Source organism: Caulobacter sp. BE264 (assembly GCF_031457805.1).
Taxonomy (GTDB): Bacteria; Pseudomonadota; Alphaproteobacteria; order Caulobacterales; family Caulobacteraceae; genus Caulobacter.
Map to the genome: position 1 here is coordinate 134,497 of NZ_JAVDXI010000005.1, position 21,115 is coordinate 155,611.

A 21,115-nucleotide genomic window follows, 5' to 3' on the forward strand; every position below is an offset into this window, starting at 1 on the left:
ATGTTTGCCCAAGGCGTGCCCGACTCGGGGGCGCTTTGCGCAAAATCAAAGCGCCAACGCCCTCTGGGGGGAGGAATTTCTTGTCCGAACAACTCGACGCCGTGGATGCCAAGATTCTGGATCTCATCCAACACGACGCCGGACTGTCCGTCGCGGAGATCGCCGAACGCGTAGGTCTGTCGTCCAGCCCCTGCTGGCGCCGGATCAAGCGCCTGGAAGACGCCGGCGTCATCCAGCGCCGCGTCACCATTCTGGACCGCGAAAAGCTGGGCCTGGGCTTTGAGGTGTACTGCACCGTGAAGCTGTCGCTGCCGACCAAGGAAAATCTCGACACCTTCGAACAGGCCGTCGGCAAGTGGGCCGAGGTCGTGCAATGCGCCACCGTGACCGGCGCGGCGGATTACGAGATGCGGATCGTCACCCGCGACATGCGCGCCTTTGACGAATTCCTGCGCGACAAGCTGCTGTCGCTGGGCCTGGTGTCGAACATCGAAAGCCGCATCGTCATCCGCGGCGTCAAGAACTCCACCGCCGTGCCGCTGGGCCTGATCAGCCCCTATGTCAGCCCGCTGAGCTAGCGACTTTCCTTCTCCCCTTGCGGGAGAAGGTGTCGACGCAGTCGACGGATGAGGGGTCGCACCAGCGGCCCCTTTTTCATACGCGGACAGCCCCAGAAACCCCTCATCCGACCGCTTCGCGGCCACCTTCTCCCACACGGGGAGAAGGGTCGTTTTCAACAAGCGCCCCGCGAAACTCCCCGCTAAGCTCCCGGTCGCCTAGCCGCCGGAGCTTTCCATGATCGACCTCGTCTTCGACGCCCGCCGCAAGGACCTCGGCAACTTCGAGGTCGGGCGTGTGCTGCCGTTCCATGCCCATCGGATGGTCGGCCCGTTCACATTCCTCGACCACATGGGCCCCGCGGCCTTCGACCCCGGCTTCGCCAAGAGCGCGGACGTGCGTCCGCATCCGCATATCGGCCTGTCGACCCTGACCTATCTCTTCGAGGGTGAGATCACCCACCGCGACAGCGTGGGTTCGCTGGCCGTGATCAAGCCGCACGAGGTCAACTGGATGACCGCCGGCTCCGGCATCACCCACTCCGAGCGCTTCGAGGGCCTGCGCGAGCATGGCGGCCGCATGGACGGCATGCAGGCCTGGGTGGCGCTGCCCAAGGAATTCGAGGAGATCGCTCCAAGCTTTACGCACCACGAAGGCGCCGCCGAGCTGCCCTATTACGAGAGCGGCGGGCTTAAGGCGCGGCTGATTGCTGGCGAGGCCTTCGGAGCCAAGTCGAACGTTCCAGTCTATTCGCCGCTCTTCTATGTGCATTGGGAGCTGGAGCCCGGCACGGTCGCCGCCCTCCCAGCCGAGTATTCCGAACGTGCGGCCTATATCGCGGCTGGCCGGGTCGAGGTGGGCGACCGGGAACTGGCAGCCACACAGATGGCGGTGTTCGCGCCGGGCGACACCATTGTGTTCAAGGCCCTGGAGCGCTCCACCGTGATGCTCCTGGGCGGCGAGCCGGTGGGGCCGCGCTTCATCGAGTGGAACTTTGTCTCCTCGTCCAAGGACCGCATCGAGCAGGCCAAGGCCGACTGGAAGGCCGGCCGCATGAAGCTGCCGGATCTGGACCACGATGAATTCATCCCCTTGCCCGAGGGGCCGCCGCCGCCAGCCAATCCGATGTCGTAGGACCAAGGCCCCGATCACGGCGCCTTGAACGCCCAAAGAAAACGGCCCCGGAGGTTTCCCTCCGAGGCCGCTTCGGCAGGTCCAAAAGGAACCCGATTCCCAGCCCGGAGCCCCAAGGGGCTCCAATTTCCTGTAAAAGGCTGGACATTCCGACAGGGTCGGAATGTCCGGGGCTGGGACCGAATTACTTGATTTGGATCTTGGCGCCGGCTTCCGTGAGCTTCTTCGAGATCTCTTCGGCTTGTTGCTTCGAGACGTTCTCGACGACGTTCTGCGGAGCGCCTTCGACCAGGTCCTTGGCTTCCTTCAGGCCGAGGTCCGGACGGACGCCGCGGACTTCCTTGATCACGTTGATCTTCTTGTCGCCGCCGTCGACGAGGACGACGGTGAATTCGGTTTGCTCTTCGGCGGCTTCAGCCGGAGCAGCAGCAGCGCCACCAACGGCGGCGACGGCGACCGGAGCGGCGGCCGAGACGCCCCACTTCTCTTCGAGCATCTTCGAGAGTTCAGCGGCTTCCAGCACCGACAGGGTGGACAGTTCTTCGACCAGCTTTTCGAGCTTCGACATGTGTCAGTTCCTTAGAGAGATTGGGATAGATTGCGGGGATGACCGTTACGCGGCGTCTTTGGTCGCGTAGGCGTTGAAAACGCGAGCCAGCTGGCCAGCCGGGGCCTGCAGGACGCCAGCAACCTTGGTCGCCGGAGCCTGGATGAGGCCGATGAGCTTGCCACGCAGTTCGTCCAGCGACGGCAGCGTCGCCAGAGCACGCACGCCGGCTTCGTCCAGCACGTTGGTCTGGTCCAGAACGCCACCGACGAGCTTGAGCTTGTCGTTTTCCTTGGCGAACTGCACCGCGATCTTCGCGGCCGAAACGGCGTCCGGGCCGTAGGCGATGGCGACCGGACCGGTGAAGAGCTTTTCGCCCTTGTCACCGAGCTTGCCGTCCAGAGCCTTGAGGGCCAGGGTGTTCTTCACAACCTTGATCGCGGCGCCTTCCTTGCGGAGGCGAAGACGAAGGTCGGTCATTTCCGCAACGGTCAGACCCATGTAGTGGGTCACGACGACAGCGCCGGCATCGGCGAAGACGCTTTTCAGCGACTCGATCGATTCCTGCTTTTGAGCGCGGTCCATTGCGGTCTCCTACTCAATAACAGCGGCCGGACCATTCCGGCAGCCAGATGCGGTCCCATGCGGGATTGCTCCCGCGTGCGAGTCGCATGTGCCTGTTTCAAGGAAAGTCGGCCGCGTTCCGGTCTCGGACCGGCCCAACCGAAGAAGGGGGCCACGAGCAGGAAGACTTGGCGTCTCTATCCCTGTCTCCCGACGGCGAGGAAGGGCTCTTCCTCGGTTACGGCGTTGGTGACCCCACGCCCCGTTGTTCTCAAACAGGTTCGCCAACGGACCGGAGTCCGTCGGAGAAGGCGCGCCGTATAGACGAAGACGCGGTGGATTTCAACAGGGGGCCGACAAACAGGGGCCTAGAGACCCGCGCCGATCTTGCCCAATTGCTCGGCCATCTGCTTCAGGCGTTTGTCCAACTCGGCCATGGTGCGGTTCAGCGCGCCTTCGTCGTCGCGCCAGACCTGGACCACACGGACCCACACCGCCGTCATCGCCGCCAGACGCGGGGCGGTGGCCTCGACACCGGCGGCCTCAAGGATCGCGCGAGCGATGCGGGGGAAACGCGCGGCGGAGGCCAGAACCCCTTCGCTCTTGGCGATGGCGATCAGCGCCGCGCGATGCGGCTCCATCGCCTCGATACGCGCCATGGCCGCGTCGAACAGGCGGTCGTGCGCGGCGGAGCCTTCGGGATAGTCGACACCAAGCGCGGCCTGGTCGAAGCGCCTCGAGAGGTGGCTTAGAACCGCCGCCTTGCTATCGGCCAGCGCATACAGCGCCGGAAAGGGCACATCGGCCTTGGCGGCGATGTCGCGCAGCGTGACCTGAGGCCATGGCTTGTCGGCGGCGAGCGCCAGGGCGGCGGCGGCGCGGTCGAGGATGTCGGCGGTCATAGGCTAGACATGGCCCCGCGCGGCGACAGGGACAAGACGATCCTCTCCCGTTAAGCCGTCAAAGCGCCTAACCGCCCAATTCCTTCGAGCGCGCCACGGCCGCGTCCAGCGCCTTGGGCAGAAGGTCCCCAAAGCCCCCCTCGCCCATCAGCACCGACAGCGCCGCCGCCGTCGTGCCGCCGGGCGACGTCACCTGCTTGCGCAATTCGGCCGGCTCCTCGCCGCTCTGCGCCATCAGGGCGGCCGCGCCGATGATGGTCGCGCGGGCCAGACGGGCGCTTTCAGCCGACTCAAGCCCCTGGGCCGCACCCGCCGCCTCCAGCGCCTCGATGAAGGCGTAGAGATAGGCCGGGGCCGAGCCCGATACGGCGGTGGCCGCGTGCATCAGGTCCTCGGCCGGCAGGATCGCCACCACCGCGACGGGCGCGAACAGAGCTTGAGCCCGCGCCAGCGCCTCGGCGTCGTCGGCGTAGAGGCTGGCCGCGCCGCGTCCGATCGCGACGGCCGTCGTTGGCATCACCCTTGCGACGCGCCGGCCGCCGAAGGCTTGTGAAATGTCGGCGGCGCGGACGCCGGCGGCGATCGACACGATCACCGCATCCGGGGCCAGGTGCGGAACAACGTCCTCGATCGCCTCGCGCCAGATCTGCGGCTTGACCGCCAGCAGGACGGTCTTGGCGGCGCTCAGGGATTCCAGCGGCGGGTTGACCACCGCGCCCGCGAAGGCGGCGGCGTCCACATGGGGATCACGGATGATGAGGTCGGAGGCTTGAAAGGCGCCCGCGGCGCGCCAGCCCTGAATCAGAGCGCCACCCATGCGGCCCGCGCCGAGGAGAAGGATGGGAGTCATGCGCGTCACCTCGATCTCTGTCCTTCTCCCCTTGCGGGAGAAGGTGGCCTGCGGAGCAGGTCGGATGAGGGGTTTCTCGGACTTCGCCGCAAGATGACGAGCGCTCGCCTGCGCGACCCCTCATCCGTCGCTTCGCGACACCTTCTCCCGCAAGGGGAGAAGGATTTGAAGCCCTAATCAGGCCTGGCCGACGGTCTCGAACATGCAGGCGGCCATCGCCTGGTCGGGGGTCTTGGCGCCCTGCAGCAGGAATTCGAACGCCGGGAAGAAGCGGTCAGCCGCCTCCACCGCCGCGTCGATCATAGAGGCGGCCTGGGCCATGGTGGGACGCTCGCCCGACGGCAGGGCCAGGGCGTGGCGGAACACCACTTCGCCGTCCTCAGTCCAGACCTCGAAATGCCCCAGCCAGACGCGCTGGTTGATCAGGGCCAGCAGTTCATACGCGTTGGCGCGCTTGGACTTCGGTGCGCGCAGGTCCAGCGACAGGCACAGCTGCAGGCAGTCGGCCTCGGGCCGCCAGGCGAACCACAGCTCGTAGTCCTTCCAGTCGCCCTTCAGGGCGAAGGCGAGATCACCGTCCTCGGTGCGATCGAAGGTAAGGTTCTCGGCCGACAGCACGTGCTCGACCACCTCCAGGGGATCGAGAGCCATCAGGACGTCGTCGTCTTCCGGTTGGGTGTCCATGAAAAACCTACGTCCCCGCCGGCGACGGCGGGGGTTAGCCCCGCGCTGAATCGCTCACGTACGGGGACACTAATCTGCTTCGCGGCGTTCGTCTCAACTCGCTTCACGCTGGAAGCGAGCGGCGGGTCAGCTATTCGCCTGAACTCGCGGTTTTCTTCGCGGGCGCCTTCTTGGCCGCCTTCAAGGCCGCCACTTCCTCGCGCAGCGCCGCCACTTCGGCCTTCAGGGCCTCGAAATCGTCGCGACGGATCAGGTCGAACTCCGCCGCCAAGCGGTCCGCCTGGGCCCGCATCGCGGTCTTGGCCTCCTCGCCGGCCGTCTGGGCGATGCCCATGGCCGCCTGGGTCAGCTTGGCGAATTCGTCGAGGAAGGGGTTCTGGCTGTGCATCGGTAATCCATGCCCGCGAATGGGCCTTGCGCTCTTATATGGGAAACGGTGGATGAAAGCGAAGCCCGAACGCTATACGTCTGCGTCGATCTGTCCCGCACGGAGCCCGAGCGCGTGATCTTTCCGAACATCGACCCCGTGGTCCACATTGGCCCCTGGGCCCTGCAATTCGGCCCGCTGGCCCTGCGCTGGTACGCTCTCGCCTATGTGGCGGGGATCCTGCTGGGATGGCGCTACGCGCTTCGCCTGACGCGGACGTCCAGCGTCTGGGGCGGCCGAGCCCCGACGGCCACCGGGCTGCAGATCGATGATCTGGTGCTTTGGATCACGCTCGGCATCATCGCCGGCGGGCGCCTGGGCTACATCCTCTTCTACATGCTGATGAACGACGACCAGCGCGCCTGGCTCGCCGCCCACCCCATGGACGTCTTCAAGATCTGGGAAGGCGGCATGTCGTTCCACGGTGGCTTCCTGGGCGTCTGCGCGGCCATCGTCCTGTTCGCGCGCCAGCAGAAGATCGACATGCTGAAACTGGGCGACCTGATCGCGCCGGTCGCGCCGATCGGCATCTTCTTTGGCCGCATCGCAAACTTCATCAACGGCGAGCTGTGGGGCCGCGTCACCGACGGACCGTTCGGGATCATCTTCTGCAACGAGACGATCCAGGCCAATCACCCCCAGCGCATCTGCCCGGCCGGGCCGCTGCCCCGCCATCCCAGCCAGCTCTACGAAGCGGCGCTGGAAGGTCTTTTGCTGTTCCTGATCATGGCGTTCGCCATCTACAAGCTGAAATGGCTTCGCCGGCGCGGCGCGCTCGTGGCGACGTTCCTGCTGGGCTATGGCCTGGCGCGCCTGTCGCTGGAGAACGTGCGCAATCCCGACGTCGGCATGCCCGACTTCCCGCTGGGCCTGACCATGGGCATGATGCTGTCGATCCCGATGATCCTGGCTGGCGGCTGGCTGTTGTGGAAGGCGCTGAAGGAACCGATCCAGAACGACGCCGAGGCGCATGAGCCTGCTTGATCGTCTGAAGGCCCAGATCGCCCAGGATGGACCGATCGGGGTTCCCGAGTTCTTCACCCGCTGCCTGCATGACCCGCGCGACGGCTACTACGCCACGCGTCCGGACCTCGGAGCGGGCGGCGACTTCATCACCGCCCCGCTGGTCAGCCAGATGTTCGGCGAGTTGATCGGCCTATGGGCGATCGAGACCTGGACGCGCATGGGCCGTCCCTCGCCGTTCCGTCTGGTCGAGATGGGGCCGGGGGATGGAACGCTGATGAGCGACCTCCTTCGGGCCGGGCGACTCGCGCCCGACTTTCTCGCCGCCGCAGAGGTGTGGCTGGTCGAAGTGTCCGAACCTCTGAAAACCAAGCAGGTCACGCGGCTGGGCGAAGGCCCCCGCTGGGTCTCGCGCCTGGACGAGGTTCCGGGCGGCGCGCCGATGATCCTCGTCGCCAACGAACTGCTGGATTGCCTGCCCGCGCGTCAGTTCGTCCGCACCCGGACGGGCTGGGCCGAGCGGGTGATCGGACTGGACGCGGATGGCGCGCTGGCGTTCGGGTTGCGCGCTATAAACCCTCCCCCCAGAGGGGGAGGTGTCCGCGTAGCGGACGGAGGGGGAAGTCCCGTCGGCCACGCGCCTTCCCCCTCCGGTCCTTTGGATCACCTCCCCCGCTGGGGGGAGGATCTGGAAGCCGGTTGCGTCGTGGAATCCTCCCCCGCCCAGGCGGCGCTCGCCTCGGACATCGCCCATCGCCTGATCACCGACGGCGGCGCGGCGCTGCTGATCGACTATGGCCGCGCGGAGCCTGAGCCCGGCGACACGCTGCAGGCGATCCAGAACCACCGGAAGGTCGACCCGCTGGAAACGGCGGGCCTCGCGGACCTGACCGTCTGGGCGGACTTCCCGTCGGTGATCGCGGCGGCGCGCGAGACCGGGGCCAAGGCGGGTCCGATCCTGACGCAAGGCCAGTTTCTGCTGGCCCTCGGAATTCTGGAGCGCGCAGAGGCCCTGGCCGCGCGCCAGCCCGATCGCGTCGACGAGATCGCAAGACAGCTTGATCGCCTGGTCGGAGAGGCGCAGATGGGCGATCTGTTCAAGGTCGCGTGCCTTTGCGCGCCCGGCCTTTCGCCCCCCCTCTTCGAGGACGCGACATGAAGACGCCGACCCTGCCCACCGTCCAGTCGCCGCTGCTGTCCAGCCTGCCGGGCGTGCGCCACGCCTTCTTCACGCGCCAGGGCGGCGTGTCGAAGGGCATCTATGACAGCCTGAACGTCGGACGCGGCAGCAAGGACGAACCGGCCGATGTCGAGGAGAACCGCGCCCGGATCGCGCGCTGGTTCGGCGGCGGCCCTGAGGACCTCAACGTCTGCTATCAAATCCATTCGACCATCTCGATCGTCGCTGATGGCTCATGGGGCGAGGCGCGGCCCGAGGGCGACGCTGTGGTGTCCAAGACCCCCGGCGTGATCTGCGGGGCCATGGCGGCGGACTGCGCCCCCGTGCTGCTGGTCGATCCCGAGGCGCGGATCGTGGCCGCCGCCCATGCCGGCTGGCGCGGCGCGCTGGACGGCGTCGTGCAGTCGGCCGTGGACCGCATGGTCGAGCTGGGCGCCAGTCCCGCCAACATGACGGGCGTGGTCGGCCCCTGCATCGGCCCGAAGTCCTACGAGGTGGGTTTGGACTTCCTGCATCGCTTCGAGGCCGACTGCCCGGGCTCGGGCCGGTTCTTCAAGCGCGGCGCGAGCGAGGACAAGCGCTTCTTCGACCTGCCCGCCTTCGTGCTGGACCGCCTGGCGACCGCCGGCGTCGAACGCCGCGAGTGGGTCGGCCGCGACACCCGCGCCGAGGAGGAATGGTTCTTCTCGAACCGCCGCGCCTTCCTGAACAACGAGGGCGATTACGGCCGCCTGCTGTCGGCGATCATGCTCGAGGCGTGAGCCCCCGCCACCGTCCAGACCATGCTCCGGGTACGGAAACGAAAAAGTCTCGCCGTTAACACTTGTGTCCGGGGCTTCGCCTGCTAGAAGGCCCGCCAACGGCGACCCCCACACCCGAGATCATCATGAAGCTGCTGTCCGGCAACTCCAACCGCCCGCTGTCCCAGGCGATCGCGGAATATCTCGACATGCCGCTGACCCGCGCCCAGGTGCGCCGGTTCGCCGACCTCGAGGTGTTCGTCACCATCGACGAGAACGTGCGGGGCGAAGACGTCTTCGTCATCCAGTCGACCAGCTATCCGGCCAACGACAACCTGATGGAGCTCTTGATCTGCATTGACGCCCTCAAGCGCGCGTCGGGCAAGCGGATCACGGCCGTGCTGCCCTATTTCGGCTACGCCCGCCAGGACCGGAAGACCGGCGGCCGCACGCCGATCTCGGCCAAGCTGGTGGCCAACCTGATCACCCGCTCGGGCGCCGACCGGGTCCTGACGATGGACCTTCACGCCGGCCAGATCCAAGGCTTCTTCGACATCCCGACCGACAACCTCCTGCCCTCGCGCCTGATGGCCGAGGACATCCGTCGTCACTATCCGATGGGCGATGATCTGATGGTCGTCTCGCCCGACGTCGGCGGCGTGGTGCGCGCGCGCGCCTTGGCCAAGCGCCTGGACGACGCGGACCTCGCCATCGTCGACAAGCGCCGTTCGGGTCCGGGACAGTCGGAAGTCATGAACATCATCGGCGACGTCAAGGATCGCCGCTGCATCCTTTTCGACGACATCGCCGACTCGGCCGGCACCCTGTGCAACGCCGCCCAGGCCCTGATGGCCCACGGCGCCAAGTCGGTCAGCGCCTATATCACCCATGGCGTGCTCTCGGGCGCGGCGGCGGATCGTGTGGCCAATTCGGTCCTGACCGAGCTGGTTGTCACCGACTCCATCGAGGCCTCGGACCAGGCCAAGGCGTGTCCGAAGATTCGCTATGTCTCGTGCGCCCCGCTGATCGGCGAGGCCATCCGCCGGATCGCCAACGAAGAGTCTGTGTCGAAGCTGTTCGACTGAGCGGCGGCCGACGCCATTCGTTACCGGCCACGCCGCGCTCCTCCAGGGCGTTGCGCGCCCGGAGGCCCATTAAGGTTATTTTTCGCGTGAAGCGGCGCGTTCCATGAGGAATTCGCCTCTCGCACGGTCACGCTTGTAAAAGCTTGGTTAACGGGGCGACAGTCACAATGTCGCCTGCCCGGGCTGCTATGTGCGCCACTAAAGTCTTATGGGGAAATTCGGATAATGCGTTTCTTCTCGCGTACGCGGGTCGTGCTGACGACGACCGCCGTGGCGCTGGCCGCTATGGTCGCGGCCTGTAGCTCTCCGCCTCCCCCGCCCCCTCCGCCCGTCGTCCAGGCCCCGCCGCCGCCGCCGCCGATCACCCTGTCGGCCAGCGTCGTCGAGCGCGCCAGCGCCTTCCGGGGCTATATGGCGCGCGCCAGCCAGGTTTCGCCCACCTTCCAGAACGGCGAGCAGATTCAGGCTTCGCTGAAGGTCGGCGCGGCTTATGAGACCAAGTCGTTCATGAACGGCGCGGTCGCCTATGCCGCCGTGCTCGCCCTACAGGACCCCACCTTCGTCGCCTCGGTGCGAGAGATTGCGGCCAATCCGGCTCAGCGCCAGGAGATGGTCAACAACCTCTTCTCCAACCCGTCCTACGCCACCGTGTTCAAGGGCAGCGACAGCGCTGCAGGCCTGATCATCGACACCATCGGCGGCGACGGCTTGAAGCTGTTCATGGCCGGCAAGGCCGTCAAGCAGGCCGCCTATGACGTTCAGAAGTCCACCTGGTCCAAGAGCGCTGTCGTGGACCGCGACGGCCGCCTGGCGTCCGCCAAGTCGCTGTCGACGAGCCCCGCGCTGGCCGAAAGCGCTGATGTCGCCGTCCTGCAGCAAGCCTCGATCGGCGGGCAGTCGCTGGGCCTGACCCCGCGCGCCGCCGAGGCGCCTTACTCGCCCGTGGTGATCCGGGGCCTTGCGGTCGCCGCCCTCGCCGCGCTCGGCGCCGCCGGCGACGAGAACCTGGCCTCGATCGACGCCCTCAGCCTCGATCCGGCCACCAACAGCTGCCTGAGCATGGCCAAGCTGAACCTCTACCAGTGCCTGGCCGTGTCGAAGCCGCATTACGAGGACATCTTCTGCCTGGGTCAGCACATCCTGATCGACACCGGCGCCTGCGTGATCAAGGCGGCCGGCGCCACCGTGCCGCCGGAGCCGCCCAAGGTTCTGCCGGTCAAGGAATCGATCGCGACCAAGGGGGCCGGCTCCAACTCGCGCAAGGCCAAGGCCGCCGCCAAGAAGCCGGCCAAGAAGGGCTGATCTTCCGCGCTTTCCATCACCAGGGGCCGGGCGTTGCGTCGCCCGGCCCTTTTGTGTATGTAGCGCGACCCCAAAACGACCGGGCGAGCGTGGCGATCCAGCCATAGGCGCTCTGGTCCCAGAAGAGAGCATCCGGCTCTCTAGAAAGAACGCCACCATGGCCGAGATCATTCTGAACGTTGAAATCCGCGACGGCGCCGGCACCGGCAACGCGCGCGCCACCCGCCGCGCCGGCAAGGTCCCGGGCGTCCTGTACGGCGGCGGCAAGGCTCCGGTGAACATCGCCGTGAAGGCCAACGAATTCCGCAAGTCGCTGTACACCGGCAAGCTGCTGGGCCACCTGGTCACCCTGCAGTACGGCGAAGAAAAGCAGTCGGTCATCGCCAAGGCCGTGCAGTTCCACCCCGTCACCGACGAGCCGGTCCACTTCGACCTGTACCGCGTCGACGAGCACCAGCTGATCAAGATCGAAGTGCCGGTGCACTTCAAGAACCAGGAAACCTCGCCGGGCCTAAAGAAGGGCGGCACCCTGGAAGTGATCCGTCACACCGTCGAGCTGGCCTGCCCGGCCGACAAGATTCCGGAAGAGCTGGTCATCGACCTGGCCAAGCACGACCTGGGCGACGTCATCCGCATCTCGGAAGTGAAGCTGCCGGAAGGCGTGAAGCCGGCCATGGACCGCGACTTCGTGATCGCCAACCTGAAGGCCTCGGCCTCGGCCCAGTCGGACGCCGGCGACACCACCGTCGCTTAAGTCTCTCGGTCGTCGGATCGAAGCGCATTAGAGACGGGCGGGCCTTCGGGTCCGCCCGTTTTTCTTTGAGGCCGTGCGTCCTTCGAGGCCCGCTGCGCGGGTGCCTCAGGATGAGGGCCCCTTGCATATTGAATTCCTCATCCTGAGGTGCGAGGCGAAGCCGAGCCTCGAAGAACGCAAGGCCTCACCGCCTACAAGGAACAGACATGCTGATCCTCGCCGGCCTGGGCAATCCCGAGCCCAAGTACGAGAAGAACCGCCACAATGTCGGCTTCATGGCCGTCGACGCCCTGGCTCGCAAATGGGGCACGGCGCCCTGGCGCGCGCGCTTCCAGGGTCTGGCCTGCGAAGGGCAGGTCTCGACGCCGGACGGGCCGGTCAAGCTGCTGCTGCTGAAGCCCAAAACTTACTACAATGAGAGCGGCCGCGCGGTGGGCGAGGCGATGAAGTTCTTCAAGCTGACGCCGGCTGACGTGGTCGTGTTTCACGACGAGATCGACATGGCGCCGGGCCGTTTCCGAATGAAGTCCGGCGGCGGAGCGGCCGGCAACAATGGCATCCGCTCGGTGACCAGCCAGGTCGGCGACGCCTTCCGGCGCGGCCGCATCGGCGTGGGCCATCCAGGTCACAAGGACGCGGTGATGCATTATGTGCTCGGCGACTTCCATAAGGTCGAGCACCAGTGGCTGGACCCGATGCTGGACGCCATCGCCGACGCCCTGCCCTTCGCCGCCTTCGGCGACGACGAGCGTTACCAGGCCGAGGTCATGCGCCTGGCGCCCGCGCCCAAGGCGGACCCGCGCAAGCCCGCCTAGAGCCTTCCCGCTCCGCCAAGGCGTCCCCATCTAGACCGGAGCGGCGGTTCGGCCGCCTGCTTGACGACTTCCAGCCTGCGAAGGAAACACCCAGCCATGTTCTCGCTTCCTTTGCCGCTGCTGGGCCTGTCGCTGCTGTTCTCGATCGCGCTATGCGTCCACGTCGTCCGGACCCATCGCGAGATGTACTGGCTCTGGATCATCCTGCTGTTCCAGCCGGTTGGAGGCGTCGTCTATCTGGCCGCCGTGATCCTGCCTGAGCTGCTGGGCGGACGCGCCGCGCAGAAGGTCGGCGCCGCCGCGCGCCAGGCGCTGGATCCGCAACGCGAGTACCGCGAGGCCGCCAAGGCCGTGGACGACGCGCCGACCGTCGCCAACCGCGTTCGCCTGGCCTTGGCCGCAACGGAGCTGGGCAAGCATGCGGAGGCCGAGCGCCTTTACGCTGACAGCCTTACGGGCCTCTACGCCGACGATCCGCAACTGCTGCTGGGTCGCGCCAACGCTCTCATCGAACTGGACCGGCCGGCCGAGGCCCTGCCGCTGCTCGAAAAGCTGGGTGAAACCCCGACCGCCGGCCGCACGCCGCACACGATGCTGGCGCTGGGCCGCGTCTACCAGGCGCTGGGCCGCGACGAGCAGGCCGAGACGGCGCTCCGCTGGGCCGCAGACCACTATCCCGGCTTCGAAGGCGTCGCGCGCTACACGGCCTTCCTGGCGCGTCAGGGCCGACAAGACGAAGCGCGCGCGCAACTCGCCGAGATCGACAAGCGCCTGACCAAAACCCACGCCCACTTCCGCAAGGAAGCCAAGACCTGGCGTGACTTCGCGGCGCAGGCGGTGGGTTAGATCGGCCGTCCCCGCCCAAAGCGTGAGGCTGAAAGTGGGAACCGGTTTCGGCCTCACGCTCTAAGCATATGATTTAGAGCCCTTTTAACGCCCGAAATCGATTCCGTTTTCGGGCTAAAGGCTCTAGGCCGTCGCCTCAGAATTTTCCCCGCTGAAAGTCCTCGAACGCCTGAACCAGCCCCTCGCGCGTGTCCATCACGAAGGGCCCGTGCCAGAACACTGGCTCGCCGATCGGACGACCGGCCAGCAACAGGACGCGGGCGTCGGTGACGGCCTCCACGCGCACCGTGTCGCCGCGCCCCAGGAACACGCCCGACAAGGCGCCGACGGTGTCATGGGCCACACGCACCTGGCCTTCATAGACCGCCAGCATGGCGTTGCGATCATCGCCGACCGGCTCCTCGAAGACGGCACCGGCGGGCAGCACGACGTCGAAATACAGCGCGTCCACCGCGCCACCGCCGATCGGACCGGCCGTGCCGGCTTCCGTCGCGCCGGAGATCACCTTGACGGTCACCTCGCCGTCGCGGGTTTCAACCGGAATGCTGTCGGCCTCGAACTCCTGGTAGCCGGGGGCGCTCATCTTCAGCTTGGCTGGCAGATTCACCCAAAGCTGAAAGCCGCGCATGCGGCCCGCGTCCTGCTCGGGCATCTCGGAGTGGACGATGCCCTTGCCGGCCCGCATCCACTGGATCCCGCCCGGCCCGATCACGCCCTCGCGGCCGGTGTTGTCCTTGTGACGCATCCGACCTTCCAGCATGTAGGTCACGGTCTCGAAGCCGCGATGCGGATGGTCGGGGAAGCCGCCCAAGTAGTCGGACGCTTGGTCGTTGTCGAAGCAGTCCAGCATCAGGAACGGATCGAACATCTGAGCTTCCGGGGTGCCAAGCATCCGGGTCAGGCGCACGCCGGCCCCGTCTGAAGTGGGCTGGCCTTTGACGATCTTCAGGACCGGACGAACGGGCATGACGGGCTCCTTGCTCGGCGATTGATATCAGATCGTGTTGCGGTTCGCGCAAGGGGCGCGGTCGCCTTTCGCGGCCATCCGTGCTAAGCGCGCGCCCAACGAAATTCACGAGAGTTCCATGGCCCTGAAAGTCGCCATCGTCGGCCTGCCCAATGTCGGCAAGTCCACCCTGTTCAACGCCCTGACCCAGACGGCGTCGGCCCAGGCCGCCAACTATCCATTCTGCACGATCGAGCCCAACACTGGCGACGTCGCCGTGCCCGAGCCGCGCCTCAACGCTCTGGCCAAGATCGCCGGGTCGAAGGAGATCATCCCCGCCCGGATCAACTTCGTCGACGTCGCGGGCCTGGTGCGCGGCGCGTCCAAGGGCGAGGGCCTGGGCAACCAGTTCCTGGCCAATATCCGCGACTGCGACGCCGTGGCCTTCGTGGCCCGCTGCTTCGAGGACAGCGACATCACCCACGTCGAGGGTCGTATCGACCCGATCAGCGATCTTGAGATCATCGAGATGGAGCTGATGCTGGCCGACCTGGAGAGCCTGGAAAAGCGTCTGCCCAACGTCGAGAAGCGCGCCAAGAGCGGCGGCGACAAGGACATGATCCAGACCCTGCGCCTGATCAATCTGGCGCTGGAGCAGCTGCGCGCCGGCCGTCCGGCCCGCGCCGCCCAGATCGACAAGGAAGACGCCAAGGCCTGGGCCATGCTGCAGCTGCTGACCTCGCTGCCGGCCCTCTATGTCTGCAACGTCGAGGAAGCCAGCGCCGACAAGGGCAACAAGTTCTCGGACCTGGTGGCCGAACGCGCCGCCCGCGACAACGCCAAGAGCGTGGTCATCTCGGCCCAGATCGAGAGCGAGATCGCCCTGCTGGACGAGGAAGAACGCGCCGAGTTCCTCGAGACCCTGGGCCTGGCCGAGCCGGGTCTCAACCGCCTGATCCGCGAGGCCTACAGCCTGCTGGGCCTGCAGACCTATTTCACGGTCGGCCCCAAGGAAGCGCGCGCCTGGACGATCCCCGTGGGCGCCACCGGCCCGCAGGCGGCAGGCGTCATCCACACAGACTTCGAGAAGGGCTTCATCCGCGCCGAGACCATCGCCTTCGACGACTACGTCAAGCTGGGCGGCGAGAACGGGGCCAAGGAAGCCGGCAAGATGCGGTCGGAAGGCAAGGAATACGTCGTCAAGGACGGCGACGTGATGCACTTCCGCTTCAACGTCTAAGCAACCAGAATACCAACGGCCGGAGCGGAGACGCCCCGGCCGTTTCTCATTGGGGAGTAAGCTTGTGGCCAAGACCATCACCCTGACCGCCACGCATGACGGCTTTGCATTCACCGCCCTGCACGCCGAACCGGAGGGCGCGCGCAAAGGCGGCGTGATCGTCATCCAGGAGATCTTCGGTCTGGACCAGTACGTCCACGAGGACGTCGCCCGGTGGGCCGCGCGCGGCTTCGAAGTGATCGCGCCGTCGATGTTTGACCGGCAGGAGAAGGGCTTCACCGCGCTTCACGATCCGGCGGGCTTCGAGAACGGCGTCAAGCACGCCCTGGCCAACGGCCCCGACAACGCCATGGGCGACATCCAGGCCTGTGTCGACTTCCTGAGGGAACGGGGACCGGTCTTCGTGGTTGGCTATTGCTATGGCGGGACCATGACCTGGCTGGCGGCCTCGCGCTGCGAGGGGATCGCGGCCGGTTCGAGCTACTATGGCGGCCAGGTCGCCGGCATGGCCAAGTTCGCGCTGAAAGCGCCGGTGATCGTCCACCTGGGGCGCAAGGACCCGCACATACCGGCCGACGACGTGAAGGCGGCGGTCCAAGCGGCCCACCCGGACGTTCCCGTCTATATCTACGAGGCCAGCGGCCACGGCTTCAACAATGACGGCCGCCCGGATTCCGACCCTGCTGACGCCGAATTAGCCCGTCAGCGCACCGTGGATTTCTTCGCCAAGCACGGAACGGCGTAGTGGGCGAGCGGATCGCCCTCGCCACGCTGGACGGCGCGCCCTTCGCCGCCTACCACGCCCCGCCCCTGGAGGCTCGGCGTGGCGGGATCGTCGTGCTGCACGCCATCTGGGGCGTGACGCCGCATCTGCGCCAGCTGGCCGACAGTCTGGCCGAGCAGGGCTATGAGGTCATCCTCCCCAGCCTGATGGACGCTGCGGACGCTGCGTTCCCGAGCGAGGACACCACACCGACGATCCTTGAGGCGCGGATGGCCATGGGTGAGCGGACCGGATGGGGCGCGAGCATCCTGCCCCGGGTCCAGGCCTGCATCGACGCCCTGGAAGGGCCGGTCTACGCCATGGGCTTCTGCTATGGCGGGACCACGGCGTGGCTGGCCGCTTCCCGCTGCGAAGGTCTCTCGGCCGTCTCGGCCTTCTACGGCGGCGATATCGCGGCCTATCGCGACGAGGCTCCCAGGGTCCCGACGATCCTGCATTTTGGCAAAGCGGACACGATGATCCCGCTCGCCGACGTCGAGGCGATCCGCGAACGTCATCCGGAACTGCCGATCTATCTCTACGATGCCGGTCACGCCTTTGTGGCCCCCAACGGTCATCATCCCGATAGCGCACGCCTGTCACTGCTGCGCACCCTGCAACTGTTCCAACGGTCCGGCGGGACCAAGGCCGAGACTTGACCATGATCCGACAACTCAGCGCGCTGACCCTCGCCTTGTTGCTGGCCGCAGGCCCTACCCTGGCCCAGACGGTCGTCATCGTCCGGCATGGCGAGAAGGCCTTCCCGGACGGGGATCCCGACCTGTCTGACGCCGGACAGGCGCGCGCCCGGGCGCTAGCGGCGGCGCTCTCCAACGCCAAGGTCACGATGGTCCTCGCGACACCGCTGAAGCGCACGCAGCAGACCGCTCAGCCGACCGCCGATGCGGCCGGTGTGAAGATCCAGACGATCGCTCTGGAGGGTGGTGTTCCCGCCCACGCCCAGCGGGTCGCGGCGGCCGCTCGGACCGCGCCCGAAGACGGCACGGTGCTGGTCGTCGGCCATAGCAACACCATCGGCGAGATCGCGCGGGCTCTGGGCGACGCCGCGCCAGGCCCGGTCACCGACTGCGACTATGATCAGATGACAATTGTCTCCCTCAGCACGCCGTCCAGCCGCGCGATCCACGCGCGCTATGGCGCCGCGACCCAGGCCTGCCCCGGGGACTGATCACGCGAGCCTTGAACGCAGCGCCCATCGCGCGAAGGCCAAGGCTGAGCTACGCTCGCCCCATGCGTGCCCGCCTCGCCGTTTTGGTGCTCTGCTTCGCCGCGCCTTTTGGCGTCACCAGTCGCGCTTGGGCAGGCCAGACCCACTGCTGGTTCGAGAACGGCGCCGTTGTCGCGCCAGCCGCCATCGCGGACATGGCCGGCGACTTTGTGATCGATCTCTCAGCCCCGCGGACCCTGCTCCATAACACCAAGGCCCAGATGGCCGGGATCACCACTGAGGTCCTGGCCCTTCCCGTCGAGGTCGCAGGGCTGAAGGTTCCGGCGGTTTCCGTGACCGTCGCCGATCTCGACGACCGCGGCGCCGGCTTTGTGGCGCCGATTGCGGGCGTGATTGGCATGGATGTATTGGCCGGCCATAGCGTCGAGATCGACTTCGCCGCATGCCGTCTGCTCATTGATGAGCCATGGCGCGCGCGACGGCAGGTGGTGTTGCCTGTGGAGGTGGTTGAGGGGCTGCCGACCATCACCGCCGCGGTCAGTGATGGCCCGAGGGCGCTCCAAGGCGCTTTCGCCATCGATACGGCGTCTCGGGCCATGGCGCGGCTCTCCGTGCGGGACGCCACGACGACGGGTCCGCTGGCGCCGAGCGCTCGGCACAAGGCTCCCGCCCGCCTCAGAGCCCTGTCGATCGCCGGCGTGCTGGCCGAGAACGTTCCGGCCACCCTTGCGGACGATCTGCCTGAGGGCGTCACCGGGACGTTAGGCACCGGTCTGTGGGCGCGTCATCGGCTACGGTTGGCGGCGGACGCCCGGACCCTTGCAATCGCGCCCTAAACCAAGATCAGCCGTCTAAATGAAAAAGGCCCGGTGTCGCCACCGGGCCCTTCCAATCTTGGGAAGACGCTAGCCGCTTAGTGCGACTCGTTGCGCCAGACCCGCTTGTAGCTGGCATAGAGCAGACCGCTCAGCAGCAGGAGGTAGATCATCACGGCGAAGCCGGTCTGCTTGCGCTCTTCCAGCTTGGGCTCGGCGGCCCACATCAGGAAGGCCGCAACGTCCTTGGACTGCTGGTCGAGGGTCGACTTCGTGCCGTCGTCAAACGTCACTTGGCCGTCCTTGAGCGGCTGGGCCATGGCGATGAAGCCGCCGGGCGGAACATGCTCGTGCGAACCCGACCAGTAGGCCGTCAGATCGCCGGCCATGTAGGGGTTGTAGTGCTGCCCCGGACCGATCTTCAGGCCGGCCGGCGGGTTCACGTAGCCCGTCAGCAGCGAGTAGATGTAGTCCGGACCGTTCGCACGGGCCTTGGCCAGCAGCGACATATCCGGCGGCAGGGCGCCGCCGTTGGCGCCGCGAGCGGCCACTTCGTTGGCGAAGGGCGCCGGGAAGTGGTCGGCGCTGGTCGCCGGACGCTTGATCGGATCGCCGGTTTCGGAGTCGATGTCGGCGACCTCGTACTCCTTGGCGATCGCCTTGACCCACGGGTTGTCGTTCGGGTTCTTGTACTTCTCGTTATAGAACGGACCGCCCTTGTCGCCCAGGTTGCGGAAGCTGACCAGCTTCATCGAGTGGCACGACGCACAGACCTCGCGATAGACCTTGTAGCCGCGCTGCAGCTGGGCCTGATCGAACTTGCCGAACGGACCTTCGAACGACCACTTGACGTCCTTGGGCGGCAGCGGGTGACCGGCGGCGAGCGCCTGGCCGGCGAAGGCCAGACCCGCAACGGCTGCGATGATGGAGAGTTTGCGCAGCATCGGGATCAGCCCTTCTTCTCGGTCAGCGCCGGCGACGCGATCGATTCCGGCACGGGCAGCGGCTTTTCCTTCAGGCCCAGGATCGGGAGGATCAAGAGGAAGAAGGCGAAGTAGTAAAGCGAGGCCACGCGGCTGAGCCACACGAAGCTGTTCAGGTCAGCGTCGATCAGCTTGAACGTGGTCAGGTGCGGGATCACCTTGTCGTCCGGCAGCTTGGCGCCGCAGAGGCCCAGGATGCAGCACGCCACCACGAAGATCATGAAATAGACCTTGGCGGTCGGGCGATAGCGCATCGAGCGCACCTTCGACGTATCCAGCCACGGCAGGGCGAACAGGCAGGCGATGGCGCCGAACATGGCCAGGACGCCCATCAGCTTGTCCGGCACGGCGCGCAGGATCGCGTAGAACGGCAGGAAGTACCATTCCGGAACGATGTGCGCCGGCGTCACCAGCGGGTTGGCCTCGATGTAGTTGTCGGGGTGGCCCAGGGCGTTCGGCATGTAGAAGATGAAGAAGGCGAAGAGAATCAGGAAGACGCTCATCGCGAAACCGTCCTTCACCGTCGCGTACGGCGTGAAGGGCACGGTGTCGGCCTTCGACTTCGGCTCGACGCCGGTCGGGTTGTTCTGGCCCACCACGTGCAGCGCCCAGATGTGCAGGATCACGACGCCCGCGATCATGAAGGGCAGCAGGTAGTGCAGCGAGAAGAAGCGGTTCAGCGTGGCGTTGTCGACCGCGAAGCCGCCCCACAGCCAGGTGGTGATGCTCTCGCCGACGATCGGCAGGGCGCCGAACAGGTTGGTGATCACGACGGCGCCGTGGAACGACATCTGACCCCAGGGCAGGACGTAGCCCATGAAGGCCGTGGCCATCATCAGGAGGTAGATCACGCAGCCCAGCAGCCACAGCACTTCACGCGGCGCCTTGTATGAGCCGTAGTAGAGACCGCGCATCATGTGGATGTAGACGGCGATGAAGAACATCGACGCGCCGTTGGAGTGCATATAGCGGATCAGCCAGCCGTAGTTCACGTCGCGCATGATGTGCTCGACCGACGCGAACGCGCCCGAGGCGCTGGGCGTGTAGTGCATCACCAGGATGATGCCGGTGATCAACTGCGAGGCCAGGCACAGCGACAGGATGCCGCCGAAGGTCCACCAGTAGTTCAGGTTCCGCGGGGTGGGGTAATCGACGAACGAGTCGTAGCCCAGGCGGATAATCGGCAGACGGGCGTCGAGCCAGCGCTCGAAACCGGTCTTGGGTTGGTAGGTCGAATGTCCGCTCATCTGGATTAACCGATCTTGACCTTGGTGTCGGACAGGAACTCGTACTCCGGCACCGCCAGGTTCAGCGGCGCGGGGCCCTTACGAATGCGGCCCGAGGTGTCGTAGTGCGACCCGTGGCAGGGGCAGAACCAGCCGCCGAAGTCACCGCCGCCGAACGTCGGCACGCAGCCGAGGTGCGTGCACGAACCGATCAGAACGAGCCATTGGGCCTTGCCCGGCTTCACGCGGTCAGCGTCCTTTTGCGGGTCCTTCATCGACACGCTGTCGTCGGCGACGGCCTTGCTGATCTCGCCCTTGGTGCGGTTGCGCACGAAGAGCGGCTTGCCGCGCCACTTCAGCGTGACCTGCTGGCCTTCCGGCACCTTGGTCAGGTCGAACTCGGTCGAGGCCATGGCCAGCGTGTCCGCCGACGGGTTCATCTGGTCGATGAACGGCCAAGCCAGGCTCGCCGCGCCGCCAGCAGCAGCGGCGATCGCGGCGATATGAATGAAGTCGCGCCGGGAGGGATCGCCCCCGTGTTCCGGCTCGGTCGTTGCGCCCACGGCGGTGTCGGCCACCTTAAGTCACCCTTTGGTTCCGCC

Annotated in this window: 25 protein-coding genes and 1 pseudogene; 15 read left to right on the forward strand and 11 right to left on the reverse strand. The window is 66.5% G+C overall.

All coding sequences use genetic code 11. The features are described 5' to 3' along the window. Positions 1–80 precede the first annotated feature (80 nt). Together J2X45_RS13435 and J2X45_RS13440 are read left to right on the forward strand one after the other, a co-directional pair. Positions 81–578 carry an Lrp/AsnC family transcriptional regulator gene (locus J2X45_RS13435; protein ID WP_062096149.1) on the forward strand — a complete coding sequence of 166 codons (498 nt, stop codon included), beginning with the start codon at positions 81–83 and terminating at the stop codon, positions 576–578. A gap of 217 nt (positions 579–795) precedes the next feature. After that, positions 796–1,692, forward strand: a complete 897-nt coding sequence (locus tag J2X45_RS13440; protein WP_310215567.1) for a pirin family protein — start codon at positions 796–798, stop codon at positions 1,690–1,692. Between the two features lie 184 nt (positions 1,693–1,876). Here J2X45_RS13440 and rplL read toward each other — a convergent pair whose 3' ends face one another. From rplL to J2X45_RS13470, 6 genes are all read right to left on the reverse strand, one after another. Continuing rightward, positions 1,877–2,260, reverse strand: coding sequence for a 50S ribosomal protein L7/L12 (gene rplL / locus J2X45_RS13445; RefSeq protein WP_310215570.1), 384 nt, complete (start codon positions 2,258–2,260; stop codon positions 1,877–1,879). 45 nt (positions 2,261–2,305) lie between these two features. Continuing rightward, entirely contained in the window at positions 2,306–2,824 is a 519-nt protein-coding gene (rplJ, locus tag J2X45_RS13450) for a 50S ribosomal protein L10 (protein WP_062096335.1), read from the reverse strand. Positions 2,825–3,171: 347 nt separating this feature from the next. After that, the gene (locus tag J2X45_RS13455; RefSeq protein ID WP_310215574.1) at positions 3,172–3,705 is read right to left on the reverse strand and encodes a TetR family transcriptional regulator; all 534 of its coding nucleotides are present in this window, start codon (positions 3,703–3,705) and stop codon (positions 3,172–3,174) included. Between the two features lie 67 nt (positions 3,706–3,772). Further along, positions 3,773–4,555 carry a pyrroline-5-carboxylate reductase gene (proC, locus tag J2X45_RS13460; protein WP_310215576.1) on the reverse strand — a complete coding sequence of 261 codons (783 nt, stop codon included), beginning with the start codon at positions 4,553–4,555 and terminating at the stop codon, positions 3,773–3,775. A gap of 177 nt (positions 4,556–4,732) precedes the next feature. After that, on the reverse strand, positions 4,733–5,239 hold the full coding sequence (locus J2X45_RS13465; RefSeq protein ID WP_010918381.1) for a YbjN domain-containing protein: 507 nt from the start codon (positions 5,237–5,239) through the stop codon (positions 4,733–4,735). Between the two features lie 130 nt (positions 5,240–5,369). Beyond that, the gene (locus J2X45_RS13470) at positions 5,370–5,627 is read right to left on the reverse strand and encodes an accessory factor UbiK family protein (RefSeq protein WP_012639990.1); all 258 of its coding nucleotides are present in this window, start codon (positions 5,625–5,627) and stop codon (positions 5,370–5,372) included. Positions 5,628–5,741: 114 nt separating this feature from the next. Between J2X45_RS13470 and lgt the strand changes: the two genes are divergently transcribed. The 6 genes from lgt (at position 5,742) to J2X45_RS13500 (ending at position 11,690) form a co-directional block, all read left to right on the forward strand. After that, entirely contained in the window at positions 5,742–6,650 is a 909-nt protein-coding gene (gene lgt, locus J2X45_RS13475) for a prolipoprotein diacylglyceryl transferase (protein WP_310215587.1), read from the forward strand. Further along, complete coding sequence (locus J2X45_RS13480; RefSeq protein ID WP_310215588.1) at positions 6,637–7,788, forward strand: class I SAM-dependent methyltransferase; 1,152 nt, start codon at positions 6,637–6,639, stop codon at positions 7,786–7,788. The genes lgt and J2X45_RS13480 overlap by 14 nt, the downstream gene beginning before the upstream one ends. Next, the gene (gene pgeF / locus J2X45_RS13485; RefSeq protein WP_310215589.1) at positions 7,785–8,570 is read left to right on the forward strand and encodes a peptidoglycan editing factor PgeF; all 786 of its coding nucleotides are present in this window, start codon (positions 7,785–7,787) and stop codon (positions 8,568–8,570) included. The genes J2X45_RS13480 and pgeF overlap by 4 nt, the downstream gene beginning before the upstream one ends. 125 nt (positions 8,571–8,695) lie before the next feature. Next, a complete protein-coding gene (locus J2X45_RS13490) occupies positions 8,696–9,634 on the forward strand; it encodes a ribose-phosphate pyrophosphokinase (protein ID WP_310215590.1) in 939 nt (312 codons plus the stop codon). Positions 9,635–9,859: 225 nt separating this feature from the next. Beyond that, complete coding sequence (locus J2X45_RS13495) at positions 9,860–10,936, forward strand: hypothetical protein (RefSeq protein ID WP_310215591.1); 1,077 nt, start codon at positions 9,860–9,862, stop codon at positions 10,934–10,936. A gap of 157 nt (positions 10,937–11,093) precedes the next feature. After that, positions 11,094–11,690: a 50S ribosomal protein L25/general stress protein Ctc gene (locus J2X45_RS13500; RefSeq protein WP_310215592.1), complete on the forward strand. Its 597-nt coding sequence runs from the start codon at positions 11,094–11,096 to the stop codon at positions 11,688–11,690. 74 nt (positions 11,691–11,764) lie between these two features. Here the strand turns inward: J2X45_RS13500 and J2X45_RS20345 are convergent. Further along, positions 11,765–11,868: pseudogene (locus J2X45_RS20345) on the reverse strand (hypothetical protein); the annotation flags it as partial. A 28-nt stretch (positions 11,869–11,896) separates the two neighbouring features. On the opposite strand from J2X45_RS20345, the gene pth reads away from it, so the two are divergent. After that, complete coding sequence (pth, locus tag J2X45_RS13505; protein WP_310215593.1) at positions 11,897–12,505, forward strand: aminoacyl-tRNA hydrolase; 609 nt, start codon at positions 11,897–11,899, stop codon at positions 12,503–12,505. A gap of 96 nt (positions 12,506–12,601) precedes the next feature. Next, the gene (locus J2X45_RS13510) at positions 12,602–13,351 is read left to right on the forward strand and encodes a hypothetical protein (protein ID WP_310215594.1); all 750 of its coding nucleotides are present in this window, start codon (positions 12,602–12,604) and stop codon (positions 13,349–13,351) included. Positions 13,352–13,487: 136 nt separating this feature from the next. On the opposite strand, the gene J2X45_RS13515 is transcribed toward J2X45_RS13510, so the two are convergent. Continuing rightward, positions 13,488–14,318 carry a pirin family protein gene (locus tag J2X45_RS13515; protein ID WP_310215595.1) on the reverse strand — a complete coding sequence of 277 codons (831 nt, stop codon included), beginning with the start codon at positions 14,316–14,318 and terminating at the stop codon, positions 13,488–13,490. Between the two features lie 118 nt (positions 14,319–14,436). On the opposite strand from J2X45_RS13515, the gene ychF reads away from it, so the two are divergent. The 5 genes from ychF to J2X45_RS13540 all read left to right on the forward strand — a co-directional run bounded on the left by ychF (position 14,437) and on the right by J2X45_RS13540 (position 18,325). Then, the gene (gene ychF, locus J2X45_RS13520) at positions 14,437–15,537 is read left to right on the forward strand and encodes a redox-regulated ATPase YchF (protein ID WP_062096357.1); all 1,101 of its coding nucleotides are present in this window, start codon (positions 14,437–14,439) and stop codon (positions 15,535–15,537) included. Between the two features lie 64 nt (positions 15,538–15,601). After that, positions 15,602–16,282 carry a dienelactone hydrolase family protein gene (locus tag J2X45_RS13525; protein WP_310215596.1) on the forward strand — a complete coding sequence of 227 codons (681 nt, stop codon included), beginning with the start codon at positions 15,602–15,604 and terminating at the stop codon, positions 16,280–16,282. Next, positions 16,282–16,959 carry a dienelactone hydrolase family protein gene (locus J2X45_RS13530; protein ID WP_310215597.1) on the forward strand — a complete coding sequence of 226 codons (678 nt, stop codon included), beginning with the start codon at positions 16,282–16,284 and terminating at the stop codon, positions 16,957–16,959. The genes J2X45_RS13525 and J2X45_RS13530 overlap by 1 nt, the downstream gene beginning before the upstream one ends. After that, on the forward strand, positions 16,956–17,489 hold the full coding sequence (locus J2X45_RS13535) for a histidine phosphatase family protein (RefSeq protein WP_310215598.1): 534 nt from the start codon (positions 16,956–16,958) through the stop codon (positions 17,487–17,489). The genes J2X45_RS13530 and J2X45_RS13535 overlap by 4 nt, the downstream gene beginning before the upstream one ends. A 62-nt stretch (positions 17,490–17,551) precedes the next feature. Continuing rightward, entirely contained in the window at positions 17,552–18,325 is a 774-nt protein-coding gene (locus J2X45_RS13540) for a hypothetical protein (protein ID WP_310215599.1), read from the forward strand. A 77-nt stretch (positions 18,326–18,402) separates the two neighbouring features. On the opposite strand, the gene J2X45_RS13545 is transcribed toward J2X45_RS13540, so the two are convergent. From J2X45_RS13545 to petA, 3 genes are read right to left on the reverse strand one after another with little or no spacing between them, the layout of a single operon-like run. Further along, positions 18,403–19,248, reverse strand: coding sequence for a cytochrome c1 (locus tag J2X45_RS13545; protein ID WP_310215600.1), 846 nt, complete (start codon positions 19,246–19,248; stop codon positions 18,403–18,405). A 5-nt stretch (positions 19,249–19,253) separates the two neighbouring features. Next, the gene (locus J2X45_RS13550; RefSeq protein WP_310215601.1) at positions 19,254–20,534 is read right to left on the reverse strand and encodes a cytochrome b N-terminal domain-containing protein; all 1,281 of its coding nucleotides are present in this window, start codon (positions 20,532–20,534) and stop codon (positions 19,254–19,256) included. Between the two features lie 5 nt (positions 20,535–20,539). Beyond that, positions 20,540–21,091, reverse strand: coding sequence for a ubiquinol-cytochrome c reductase iron-sulfur subunit (gene petA, locus J2X45_RS13555; protein WP_310215602.1), 552 nt, complete (start codon positions 21,089–21,091; stop codon positions 20,540–20,542). Positions 21,092–21,115: the final 24 nt, after the last annotated feature.

Bases quoted from the DNA above. Each gene is read 5' to 3' on its own strand.
- J2X45_RS13440 (WP_310215567.1), top strand. From the start codon at position 796: ATGATCGACCTCGTCTTCGACGCCCGCCGCAAGGACCTCGGCAACTTC.
- rplL (WP_310215570.1), bottom strand. From the start codon at position 2,260: ATGTCGAAGCTCGAAAAGCTGGTCGAAGAACTGTCCACCCTGTCGGTG.
- rplJ (WP_062096335.1), bottom strand. From the start codon at position 2,824: ATGGACCGCGCTCAAAAGCAGGAATCGATCGAGTCGCTGAAAAGCGTC.
- J2X45_RS13455 (WP_310215574.1), bottom strand. From the start codon at position 3,705: ATGACCGCCGACATCCTCGACCGCGCCGCCGCCGCCCTGGCGCTCGCC.
- proC (WP_310215576.1), bottom strand. From the start codon at position 4,555: ATGACTCCCATCCTTCTCCTCGGCGCGGGCCGCATGGGTGGCGCTCTG.
- J2X45_RS13465 (WP_010918381.1), bottom strand. From the start codon at position 5,239: ATGGACACCCAACCGGAAGACGACGACGTCCTGATGGCTCTCGATCCC.
- J2X45_RS13470 (WP_012639990.1), bottom strand. From the start codon at position 5,627: ATGCACAGCCAGAACCCCTTCCTCGACGAATTCGCCAAGCTGACCCAG.
- J2X45_RS13480 (WP_310215588.1), top strand. From the start codon at position 6,637: ATGAGCCTGCTTGATCGTCTGAAGGCCCAGATCGCCCAGGATGGACCG.
- pgeF (WP_310215589.1), top strand. From the start codon at position 7,785: ATGAAGACGCCGACCCTGCCCACCGTCCAGTCGCCGCTGCTGTCCAGC.
- J2X45_RS13490 (WP_310215590.1), top strand. From the start codon at position 8,696: ATGAAGCTGCTGTCCGGCAACTCCAACCGCCCGCTGTCCCAGGCGATC.
- J2X45_RS13495 (WP_310215591.1), top strand. From the start codon at position 9,860: ATGCGTTTCTTCTCGCGTACGCGGGTCGTGCTGACGACGACCGCCGTG.
- J2X45_RS13500 (WP_310215592.1), top strand. From the start codon at position 11,094: ATGGCCGAGATCATTCTGAACGTTGAAATCCGCGACGGCGCCGGCACC.
- pth (WP_310215593.1), top strand. From the start codon at position 11,897: ATGCTGATCCTCGCCGGCCTGGGCAATCCCGAGCCCAAGTACGAGAAG.
- J2X45_RS13510 (WP_310215594.1), top strand. From the start codon at position 12,602: ATGTTCTCGCTTCCTTTGCCGCTGCTGGGCCTGTCGCTGCTGTTCTCG.
- J2X45_RS13515 (WP_310215595.1), bottom strand. From the start codon at position 14,318: ATGCCCGTTCGTCCGGTCCTGAAGATCGTCAAAGGCCAGCCCACTTCA.
- ychF (WP_062096357.1), top strand. From the start codon at position 14,437: ATGGCCCTGAAAGTCGCCATCGTCGGCCTGCCCAATGTCGGCAAGTCC.
- J2X45_RS13540 (WP_310215599.1), top strand. From the start codon at position 17,552: ATGCGTGCCCGCCTCGCCGTTTTGGTGCTCTGCTTCGCCGCGCCTTTT.
- J2X45_RS13545 (WP_310215600.1), bottom strand. From the start codon at position 19,248: ATGCTGCGCAAACTCTCCATCATCGCAGCCGTTGCGGGTCTGGCCTTC.
- J2X45_RS13550 (WP_310215601.1), bottom strand. From the start codon at position 20,534: ATGAGCGGACATTCGACCTACCAACCCAAGACCGGTTTCGAGCGCTGG.